Genomic DNA, 10,012 nt, shown 5'->3' on the forward strand with positions numbered 1-10,012 from the left:
GCCCCGCGCCGACCGTTGACGCCGGCGGCCGGCACCGCCACCGCTCGCCGCGCTGCGCCGGCCGCGGCGCCGGACGCCTGTGCCGCGCGGCCCGTACGGCGGGTTGATCCTCATCTGACGTTAAGGATGGTCCTCTAGCCTGAGCGCTCGTGCTGGTGCAAGAGGATGTGGAGACGGCGGCGCCCGAGGTGCGGCCCAGGCGGGTGTGGCGCAGGCGGCTGACGGTCGCCCTGGCGGTGCTGTTCGCGGCCGGCACGGTGGTGCGGCTCGGCGGGCTGGAGACGGGCGTCTTCCTGGTGCCGATGGCCGCCTTCACCCCCGGCTTCGCGGTGCTGGCGCTGGTCGTGCTGGGCGTCGCGGTCCTGCTCAGGAGCCGGGCCGCGGCGGCGATCATGCTGGTGGTGTGCGCCTGCCTGGCCTGGTGCGTGGTGCCGCGCGCGTTCGGTGACGGCGCGGCGCCGGCCGGTGGCCGTACGCTGCGGGTGCTCACCGCCAACCTCAACGGCGGGCGCGGCGACGCGGCGGTCATCGTCGATCTCGTACGCCGCCTCGACGTGGACGTCCTCAGCATCCAGGAGCTCACCTGGTCGGCCAAGGTCCGGCTGACCGCGGCGGGGCTCGACGACCTGCTGCCGTACGACATCAGCGTGCCCGACGTACGCGGCCCCGAGGGCAGCGGCATCTACTCCCGGCATCCCCTGCGCGAGCGGAAGGGGCTGTTCCGGCCGGTCGGGCACCACATGCCGGTCGCGGAGGTGTCTCTGCCCGGCGGCTCGCCGGTCGAGGTGGTCGTCGTGCACCCGGTGGCTCCCGTGCCCCGCACGGTGCCAGAATGGCACGCCGGCGTCGCCTCCCTGCCGCCCGCGCCCACGTCGGGGCCGCCCAGGATCCTGGCCGGCGACTTCAACGCCACCCTCGACCACGCCGTCTTCCGCGACCTCCTCGGCACCGGCTACACCGACGCCGCCGCCTCCACCGGCAACGGCCTCGTCCCCACCTGGCCGCACGGACGCTCGCTGCCGCCCCTGGTCACCATCGACCACGTACTGACGGACGCGCGCGCCGGAGCGGTGGCCACCCAGATCTTCGACGTCCCTGGCTCCGACCACCGGGCCCTCTTCGCCGACCTCCGCGTCCGCCCCTGACGCGCCGGGACCGTTCGCGGAGCGGCGAACCCGCCGGAGAACAAAAGCCGCACACTCCGCAATTTCCATAAATAGCCGCCACACTCGAATATCTCAATGTCGGCTTTTGATACCACCCGACGTAAATAAAAGACCGCTGCGTCAATTTGTTTGAGCGGGATCGGGAACCTAGGGTCTACGTGTCGGCCGGCACCTTTGTACCAAGGCCGGGGGTGGGCGGGAATTGCCGGTTCTTTTTCGCACAATACGCGCGCGGACAATCGCCGCAGGCGTGGTGCTCGGGTGGGTCGTTCTCACGGTGGTGGCCGTGCTCACGAGCGGCCCGCTCGAGGACGTCCGCGTCACCAGCGGCACCTCCCTGCTCGCCAGGGGCGTCGAGTCGGCGCGGGTGCTCGACCTGGTGGCCGAGCAGTCCGGGCGGTCGGTGCCCACCCTCGTGATCTACGAACGCACGGGCCCGCTGCGGCCGGCGGACCTCGCGGCCGTACGCCATGACCTACGGAAGTTCGCCCGCCTGCCCGACGTGGTCGGCACCTCCTCGATGCCGCTGCCCAGCGCCGACCGGCGCGCCCTCCAGGTGACGGTGCTGCTGTCCGGCCGGCCCGGCGTGGTGATCGCCCCGCTCGTCGAGCAGGTGCGCGGCATCGCGGCCGCCGCCAACCCACCGGGCCTGGTCAGCCACGTGACCGGCGCGGGCGGGGTCGCAGCCGACTACGCCGACTCGTTCCTCCGCGTGGACGGCACGCTGCTGGCGCTGAGCGTGACCGTGGTGCTCCTGGTCCTGCTGGCCGTCTACCGCAGCCCAGTGCTCTGGCTGATCCCGATGCTCGCCGTGGCGGCGGCCTATCTGTGCTCGGCCGCCGCGATCTACGCCCTCGCCCGCTCAGGCTGGATCACCTTGCGCGCGGCCACGCCGGAGGTCTTCACCGTACTGGTCTTCGGCGTCGCCACGGATTACGCGCTGCTGCTGGTGGCCCGCTTCCGCGAACGCCTCCGCATGACCCCCGACACCGCAACGGCCCTGAAGCAGGCCCTGTCGAGCGGCATCCGCACGGTCGTCGCCTCGGCCCTGACGGTGGCAGGCGGCGTCGGCTGCCTCGCCGCCGCCGACACCAACGCCCTCCGCTCGATCGGCGCCGCAGCCGCCGTCGGCGTCCTCATCACGATGGCCGTAATGGTGACTCTCCTCCCCGCCCTCATGCTCCTCGGTGGCCGAAGAGCCTTCTGGCCCGCCATTCCCCACCACGACACCCCCTCCAGCCACCGGGCCCCGGACGAGCCGACCGGCGCGTCGCGGCACGTAGTCCACCAGGTCACCCTCGGCGGGCAACCGGGCCGGTTCTCGCCGGCTCGCGCCGGCGTGGGGCCTGATCGGGTGTGGGGGCGGGTGGCCGGGTTCGTGGGGCGGCGGGCGCCCTTCGCGTGGGCGGGGTCGCTGGCGCTGCTCGCGCTGATGTGCCTGGGGCTGACCACGCTCGACGCGTCCGGCATTCCGCCGTCGGACATGTTCACCACGCGCACGGCCTCGGTGGAGGGTTACGACGCGCTGCGACGGCACTATCCGGCCAGCGCTCCCGTCGTGGTGCTGGCCAGGCAGGGCTCCACCGCCGCCGTGGCACGGGCCGTACGCGGGGCCGAGGGCGTGGTGTCGGTGCGGCGCGGACCGGCCGCCCCCTGGCGGGTCTACGACGTGGTGCTGGCCGCCGAGCCCAACACGCCGCACGCCGAGCGCCTGGTGGAGAACCTCCGAGCGACCGTACGCGCGGCGGCCGGCGACGCGGCCCTGGTCGGCGGGTTCACCGGCGAGCTGCTCGACGCCAAGAACGCCGCCCTCGCCGACGCCCGCCTCGTGGTGCCGCTGATCCTGGTGGTCGTCGGCCTGATCCTGATCGTCCTGCTGCGCTCGCTGGTGGCGCCGCTGCTGCTGATGGGCACGGTGGTGCTGTCGTTCGCGGCCACGCTCGGGCTGTGCTCGGCGCTGTTCACGCAAGTGCTCGGCTATCCGGTGATGGACGTGTCGTTCGCCCTGTACGCGTTCGTGTTCCTGGTGGCGTTCGGCGTCGACTACAACATCTTCCTGATGGCCCGCGTACGCGAGGAGACCCCACGCCTCGGCACCCGCGGGGCGACCCTGCACGCCCTGCGCGCGACCGGCGGCGTGATCACGGCAGCTGGCGTGGTGCTGGCAGCCGCCTTCTTCGTCCTCACCGTCCTGCCCCTGGTGCCGGTGGTCCAGCTCGGCCTGCTGGTGGCGGTAGGGGTGGTCATCGACACCGTGCTGGTCCGCTCGTTCCTGGTCCCAGCCCTGGCCCACCACCTGGGCCCCCGCATCTGGTGGCCCGCCCACGAACACCACCACCCGCCCACACCTCGCCCAGCCACCGAACCCACGCCCGCGGTCACCGCCCGGTGACGCGCCACCGCTCCCGAACGCCGCGTCGGGTGCCGTTCGCAGGCAGGAGCATTGTGGAGATCCGGCCGGTCGAAGGGCTGCTGCTCGGCTACTTCGCGTTGATGGCGACCATTGCCGCACTGGCCCACGAGCGGTTGCCGGGTGCGGTGGGCTTGCTGGGCGGGTGCGTTCTCGGCGGCGCTTTTCTCGTGGTGGTCGCGCGGGCCGGGCAGTGGTGGCCGGGTGATCGGCGGGTCGCGGGCCTGCGGTTCATGGCGCCGTTGCTCGTGATGCCGGTCGTCTACTCCATCGCCGCCGAGGCGGCGCTCGCCGTGCATGGCCGATTTCTCGACGATGCCGTACGCGCCTGGGAGCGGGGGCTGTTCGGGGTTGACCTCAACGCCGTCGTCGTCGAGTGGGCCATGCCGCCGACCACCGAGCTGGTGACGTTCTGCTATTTCTCCTTTTATGGGTGTTTTCTGATCGCGCCGGTGCTCTACTTTCGAGGCCGTACAGAGCTCGCGGAGGGATACCTGTTCGCGCTGCTCGCCACACTGATCATCTGCTACGTCGGTTTCATGGGGCTCCCGCTGGAAGGACCGGCGCCGGGGCCGCCGGAGCTGTACGCCGCCCAGCGCCCCACCGGCTACCTGATCACCCCGCTGCAGAACGCCGTCATGGCCGCCCTCGACCCGCCCGGCGCCTGCTTCCCCTCACCCCACGTGGCCGGCGCCTGGATCACGGTGCTCACCCTGCGCCGCCACGTCCGCGGGCTCGCGAGCCGGCTGCTGTGGCTCGCGGCCGCAGGGTTGACGGTGGCGGTGGTGCACAACTCGTACCACTACGCGTCGGACCTGGTCGCGGGGCTGGCGGTGGCGCTGGTCGTGCACGCGGTGACAAGCCGCACCGAGAACGCCCGCCGCACCCCGGTCAGGACGGGGTGAACACGAGGCCGGCGTTGTGGCCGCCGAACGCGAACGACGTGGACACCACGGCCCCCGCCCCGGGCGGGCGCGGCTCGCGGACGACGTCGACCTCGCACTCGGGATCCAGAACGTCGAGGTTGATCGTCGGGTGGATGAGGCGTTCGTGCAGGGTCAGCACGGAGACCACGGCCTCGATGGCCCCGGCGGCGCCGATGGCGTGACCGACGATGCTCTTGGTGGAGGTGACCGGCACCTGCCCCGGCCCGAAGACGCGGGCGATCACTCGCGCCTCGGTCACGTCGTTGAGCACGGTGCCGCTGCCGTGGGCGTTGACGTGGGCCACGTCGCCGGGGGTGAGCCGGGCGTCGGCCAGGGCCTGGCGCAGGCAGCGTTCGGCGCCGTCGCCCTTGGGATCGGGCGAGGTGAGGTGGTGGGCGTCGGAGGTGCGGCCGTAGCCGGCCAGCTCGGCGTAGACGCGGGCGCCGCGGCGTACGGCGTCGTCGAGACGCTCCAGCACGACGAACGCGGCGCCCTCGGCGAGCACGAACCCGTCACGGGCGGCGTCGAACGGGCGGGAGGCGCGCTCGGGCTCGTGGCCGCGCTGGGACAGCGCGCCGCAGCGGTGGAAGGCGAGCAGGATGGTCGGTGACACGCACGCCTCGGTGCCCCCGGCCACGACGAGGTCGGCGGAGCCGTCGCGCAGCAGCCGCAGCCCCTCGCCGACGGTGTGGCCGCCGGAGGCGCACGCGGTGGAGACGGTCATGCTGGGCCCGAGGATGTCGTGGCGCATGCTGACGAACGCGGCGGAGGCGTTGGGCATCGTCCGCGGCACGTAGAGGGCGCCGGGCTGGCCGCCGCCGAGCAGCGCGGCCTCGGAGGTCTCGGTGCCGCCGAGCGCGGTGCCGGTGACGACCGCGCGCCGCTCGGGCGGCACGTGCGGCCCGCCCGCGTCGGCCAGCGCGTCGGCGGCGGCGCACACGGCGAGCAGCGTCGCGCGGTCCATGCGCCGGGCCTCCTTGCCCGTGACGTAGGGGGCCGGGTCGAAGGCGGGCACCTGGCAGGCGAACCCGACGGGCAGCTCACCGGCGTCGAACGAGGTGATCGTGCGTGCCGTGGACCGCCCCTCGACCAGCGTCCGCCAGAACCCGGCCAGGTCGTTGCCCGCCGCCGTACGCACGCCGAGCCCGGTGACCGCGACGCGGACCCGCGCGCCCATCAGCCGACCCGCGCCCCGGCGTGGACCAGCCCGGCCATGTCGGCCAGGGTGCGCGCCTGCTTGGCGGTGTCGAGGTCGACGGTGACGTGGAAGCGGTCTTCGCTGGCGGCGGCCAGCTCGGCCATGTCGAGGCTGTCGGCGTCGAGCTCCTGGCGCAGGTCGGTGTCGGCGGTGATGCGCGCGGGATCCACCGACAGGATCCGGGCGCAGATGGTGCGCAGTTGCTGGAAGATCTCTTCCTCGGTCATGCGTACGTCCTTGTCGGGGTGTCTGGGGGCATGCGGGAGGCGGACCGGCCGGCGGGGACGTGCCCGGGAACCGGATCAGCGGCGATTACTCTACCCTTACGACCGGACACTGTCAGCTACGGCCATCCGAGGTGAAGTGCGTGGGGCGGAGAGACCCGTTCACGAAATGCCGGCTCCCCCAGGAGGTCGAGGCGGTGGTCGCGGCCGGCGTCTATCCCTTCTATCTGCCGGTGGAGGGCAGGCTCGGCGGCGGCGAGGTGGTCGCGGCGGGGCGGCGGGTGCTGCTGGCGGGCTCCAACGACTATCTGGCGCTGTCGGGCGACCCGCGGCTGGCGGCGGCGGGCGTGGCGGCGATGGAGGAGCTGGGTGCGGGCAACTCGGGCTCGCGGGTGCTCAACGGCACGCTGGCTCTGCACGAACGGCTTGAGCGGGAGCTGGCGGCGTTCCTCGGGCACGAGGCGGCGATGGTGGTCTCCACCGGCTATCAGGCGAACCTGGCGCTGAGCGCGCTGTTCGGGCCGCATGACGTGGTGGTGGCCGACCGGCACATGCACGCCTCGCTCATCGACGCGGCCCGGCTGGGGCAGGCCGAGCTGCGGCGCTACCGGCACAACGACATGGCGCACCTGGAGACGCTGCTTGAGGAGGTGGGCGACGATCGCGGGGCGATGGTGCTCACCGAGGGCATGTTCTCGGTGGGCGGCGATCTGTGCGACCTGCCGGGCGTCGCCAAGCACGCGCAGCGGCACGGTGCGCGGGTGGTGCTGGACAGCGCGCACGACGCGGGCCTGCTGGGCGCGGGCGGACGGGGCGCGGCCGAGCACTTCGGCCTGGGCGCGGCGGTGGACGTGCAGACGGTGACGTTCTCGAAGTGTTTCGGCACGCTGGGCGGCGCGGTGGCGGGGCCCCGGCACGTGGTCGACTACCTGCGGCACAGCGCGCGGGCGGCGCTGTTCTCGGCGTCGCTGCCGCCGTCCTGCACGGCCGCGGCGCTGGCGGCGCTCGACATCATCCGTACGGAGCCGCAGCGCCGCCAGGCCGTCCTGGCGGCGGCGGACCGGCTGCGCGCTGGCCTGACCAGGCTCGGCTACGCGATCCCGCCCGGCGGCACCCCCACGGTGGCGCTGCCGATGGCGGACGCGCTGACGTGCTGCCGCTTCTGGGCGAAGCTGCTGGAGGAAGGCGTGCTGGCGAACGTGATGCTGCCACCGGGCGTGCCGGGCGAGCAGCCGCTGATCCGCCTCAGCGTCACCGCCGCCCACACCACCGCCCAGGTGGACCGGGTCCTGGAGGCGGTGGCGACGGTCACCGATGAGATGTCCGGTGAACGGCCTGCCCACGCCCTGGGCCATCGCCGCCCGAACGCCCGAGGCTGAGCGCGATCACTCCCGCGAACCCGGCAGGAGACCGCGCCCGCCCGAGCTAGCGCGGGACGAACCTGACGAACGGGATGTGCTTCCCCACCTCGTGGTAGTCGTCCTGGCTTTCGTCGACGGCGTAGCCCATGAGCTTGCACAGCCGCCGGGCGGCGGTCGGATGCCGGGACGCGTAGCGGGCCATGATGACGGCCCCCGCCTCGGCCGGCAGCGGAACGGCCGTCACCGGGTGGACGCGTCCGCCGACCTGGATCGTCACCTCGGGGGAGGCGGTGACGTTGCGATACCAGTCGGCCTTGACGCCGAACCCCGAGGCGGCCACGTAACCGTTCTCGTCGTGCTCGACGACCTCGATGACGACCTGGCGCGGCAGTCCGGACACCCTGCCGACGTGGTTGAGCAGCATGACCCGGCCGCCCAGCAGGGCGCCCAGGCCGAGCCGGTAGAGCAGGATGGGCAGCCGCCACAGCTTGCGGCGCAGCCCGGTCGGCGGTGCCGGCCTCTTGACGATCTCCATGACGTCACCTTCCTCGGGTGGTCGCGGGCGGCAGGACGCTCCCCGCGCCGAACTGCCGGCGCAGCACGGGCGCGAACGCCTGACGGGTGATGATCCGGTTGGCGAGTCCCTGCACGGCCAACCCCGCGCGGCCGGAGGGCAGCAGCATGCGGGCGAACAGCAGGGCGTTGCGCTGGCGTCGCCGCACCTCGGGACGCATCCTGGCCTCGTACCGGGCGAACGCGCGCTCGTGGCCCGGCTCTTCGGCCAGCGCCTCGGCCAGCGCGTACGCCCCGGCCATCGCCATGGAGACGCCCTGAGCCGACACCATGGTCATGCAGCCGCAGGCGTCCCCTATCAGAGCGACCCGGCCGCGGTGCCAGACAGGCATCATGACCTGGGCCATCTCGTCCATGAAGATCGAATCGCCGGCGGGTGCGTCGGCGAGCAGCGCCGGCGTGAGCCAGCCCGCGCCGGCGAACCGCTCCCGCAGCAGGCCCGCCCGCTGCTCACGCGGGACGCCTCCGCCACGCGGCGCGCGGAACAGCAGCAGGGCGACCAGGGTGCCGGGCTCGCCGCTCGGATAGAGGACGGTCTGGCGGCCGGGCTCGGTGTAGTGGGCGCGTACCCGGCCCCAGCCGTAACGGTCGGGCACCGGGTAGGACGCCAGCCGCGTACCGAGCGGGTGCACGAACCGCGACTCAGGGCCGAACACGAGCTCCCGCGTCCGCGAATGGATGCCGTCGGCCCCCACCAGCAGGTCGAACCGCTCACGGCCACCGCCGGCGAAGGCGACCTCGACCGCGCCGCCGGTGTCGCGGACGTCGGCGACACTGTTCGCGAAGCGGATCTCCACCTCACCGTCCACGGCGTCGAGCAGGGTGCCTTCCAGTGTGGTGTGCATCAGTGGCAGGTGCGGCCCCCTGATGACCCGCTCCAGCAGCTCAGCCGGCAACCGGGCCGAGGACCGTCCTGAGGCGTCGACGAACTCGACCGCGTCGACCGGTAGCCGGTGCGGGGTCAGCCGGTCGAGAATGCCCATGCGAGCCGCGACGTCGTAACCGCTGCCGAAGAAGTCGACCCCGTAGCCGCCCAGGCGGCCGTGTGGCGCGCGCTCCACGACCACCGGCTCGAACCCGCGGCGCCGCAGCCAGTAGGCCAGCGTGAGCCCGGCGATCCCGGCCCCGCTGATGAGCACTCTCCCGCCTTTCCTCCGGCAAGCAGGCGGGTCGAGGGCGCTCACCCCACCGCTCATCTCTCCTCCACTGGAAGCAGCCCCTGCGCCACATCCAGTGCCTCGCCGACGGGCAACTCCCCGTCGATCATGCGATGCAGCATCAGCCCGTCGATCGCGGCGACGATCAGCGTCGCCACCCCGGCCGCGTGGCCGGCCGCCCAGCCGGGATGCCGGACCCGCAACCGATCGGCGATGTGCTGCCTGGCACGGCGAAGCTCGTCGCGCAGCATGGCGCCGAGCGCGGGATCGCGCGTCGCTCCGATGATCAGCTCGGCGGCCAGCCGGGAGCCGTCCTCGTCGCCGGCGACCGGCCCGGATGCGGGCACGCCGTCCGCCGCCGGCCGGGACGCGGGCTCGTCGGCGGCGGTCCGCGGCAGCAGCATGCGGATCGCGTCAAGCGCGGCTCGCTCGTCCTCCGCGGCCAGCAGCTCATCGACGAGCGGGTTGACGAGCAGGTCCGTGCCGCGCCGGAAGATCGCCGCGTGCAGGCCGGGCAGGCCGCCGAAGTGATAGTGGATCAGCCCGGCATTGGTCCCGGCCCGCTCGGCGACGGCACGCGCCGTGATGCCGGGCCAGCCGTGCTCACTCAGGAGCGCCAGGCCGGCCTCCACGAGCTGCTCACGCCGCCGATCCCCTCGCGAAGATTTTGGCCGATCGACCAAGTTAGTCATGCGGCCAACTTAGCACGCCGTGATCGGGAGGCCGCCATGCCTGGGCCACCTCACCCTCGCTCGGGCCGGCGCACCACGCCTGACCTGCGCCCCTTCGAGTCCAGATGGATCATCACCGCTGCCGACGCCGCCGCGCATCTCCGGCGGCGAGGTTCGCCACTCCCACGTCGCTCTGATCGCCCGGCTCGCCGGCGCCAGAGGTCACGACGGCTAGGGCGCGTTTCAGAAGTGGTGGGCTCATAGCCAGGTGTCGATCACGGCGATGTGGACGGTCGCTTCGTAGCGCACGGCCAGCTTGTCGAACC

General features: G+C 73.0%; 9 protein-coding genes. 4 read left to right on the forward strand and 5 right to left on the reverse strand.

The features are described 5' to 3' along the window. The first annotated feature begins 149 nt into the window (after window positions 1–149). From AB0K28_RS51300 to AB0K28_RS51310, 3 genes are all read left to right on the forward strand, one after another. Complete coding sequence (locus AB0K28_RS51300) at window positions 150–1,145, forward strand: endonuclease/exonuclease/phosphatase family protein (protein WP_364385889.1); 996 nt, start codon at window positions 150–152, stop codon at window positions 1,143–1,145. A gap of 271 nt (window positions 1,146–1,416) precedes the next feature. Continuing rightward, window positions 1,417–3,558 carry an MMPL family transporter gene (locus AB0K28_RS51305; RefSeq protein ID WP_364385892.1) on the forward strand — a complete coding sequence of 714 codons (2,142 nt, stop codon included), beginning with the start codon at window positions 1,417–1,419 and terminating at the stop codon, window positions 3,556–3,558. A 53-nt stretch (window positions 3,559–3,611) separates the two neighbouring features. Next, complete coding sequence (locus AB0K28_RS51310) at window positions 3,612–4,481, forward strand: phosphatase PAP2 family protein (RefSeq protein ID WP_364385895.1); 870 nt, start codon at window positions 3,612–3,614, stop codon at window positions 4,479–4,481. On the opposite strand, the gene AB0K28_RS51315 is transcribed toward AB0K28_RS51310, so the two are convergent. Further along, window positions 4,468–5,679 (reverse strand): beta-ketoacyl-[acyl-carrier-protein] synthase family protein, encoded by a 1,212-nt coding sequence (locus tag AB0K28_RS51315; protein ID WP_364385898.1) that lies wholly within the window; start codon window positions 5,677–5,679, stop codon window positions 4,468–4,470. The two genes, AB0K28_RS51310 and AB0K28_RS51315, sit on opposite strands and share 14 nt — an antisense overlap. After that, the gene (locus AB0K28_RS51320; protein WP_345407661.1) at window positions 5,679–5,927 is read right to left on the reverse strand and encodes an acyl carrier protein; all 249 of its coding nucleotides are present in this window, start codon (window positions 5,925–5,927) and stop codon (window positions 5,679–5,681) included. Before AB0K28_RS51320 ends, AB0K28_RS51315 begins: the two co-directional genes overlap by 1 nt. Before the next feature lie 140 nt (window positions 5,928–6,067). Between AB0K28_RS51320 and AB0K28_RS51325 the strand changes: the two genes are divergently transcribed. Continuing rightward, window positions 6,068–7,303 (forward strand): aminotransferase class I/II-fold pyridoxal phosphate-dependent enzyme, encoded by a 1,236-nt coding sequence (locus AB0K28_RS51325; RefSeq protein WP_364385902.1) that lies wholly within the window; start codon window positions 6,068–6,070, stop codon window positions 7,301–7,303. 46 nt (window positions 7,304–7,349) lie between these two features. On the opposite strand, the gene AB0K28_RS51330 is transcribed toward AB0K28_RS51325, so the two are convergent. The 3 genes from AB0K28_RS51330 to AB0K28_RS51340 are packed head-to-tail and all read right to left on the reverse strand — an operon-like array spanning window position 7,350 to window position 9,707. Beyond that, window positions 7,350–7,820 carry a nitroreductase family deazaflavin-dependent oxidoreductase gene (locus AB0K28_RS51330; RefSeq protein ID WP_364385905.1) on the reverse strand — a complete coding sequence of 157 codons (471 nt, stop codon included), beginning with the start codon at window positions 7,818–7,820 and terminating at the stop codon, window positions 7,350–7,352. Between the two features lie 4 nt (window positions 7,821–7,824). Beyond that, window positions 7,825–8,997 carry an FAD-dependent monooxygenase gene (locus AB0K28_RS51335; protein WP_364385908.1) on the reverse strand — a complete coding sequence of 391 codons (1,173 nt, stop codon included), beginning with the start codon at window positions 8,995–8,997 and terminating at the stop codon, window positions 7,825–7,827. 53 nt (window positions 8,998–9,050) lie between these two features. After that, window positions 9,051–9,707, reverse strand: coding sequence for a TetR/AcrR family transcriptional regulator (locus AB0K28_RS51340; protein WP_364385911.1), 657 nt, complete (start codon window positions 9,705–9,707; stop codon window positions 9,051–9,053). Between the last annotated feature and the right edge of the window lie 305 nt (window positions 9,708–10,012).

The organism is Nonomuraea sp. NPDC049504 (assembly GCF_040676845.1).
Lineage (GTDB): Bacteria > Actinomycetota > Actinomycetes > Streptosporangiales > Streptosporangiaceae > Nonomuraea > Nonomuraea salmonea.

Excerpts from the sequence above, each read along its gene's own strand:
- AB0K28_RS51315 (WP_364385898.1), bottom strand. The coding sequence starts at position 5,679 with ATGGGCGCGCGGGTCCGCGTCGCGGTCACCGGGCTCGGCGTGCGTACG.
- AB0K28_RS51320 (WP_345407661.1), bottom strand. The coding sequence starts at position 5,927 with ATGACCGAGGAAGAGATCTTCCAGCAACTGCGCACCATCTGCGCCCGG.
- AB0K28_RS51330 (WP_364385905.1), bottom strand. The coding sequence starts at position 7,820 with ATGGAGATCGTCAAGAGGCCGGCACCGCCGACCGGGCTGCGCCGCAAG.
- AB0K28_RS51340 (WP_364385911.1), bottom strand. The coding sequence starts at position 9,707 with ATGACTAACTTGGTCGATCGGCCAAAATCTTCGCGAGGGGATCGGCGG.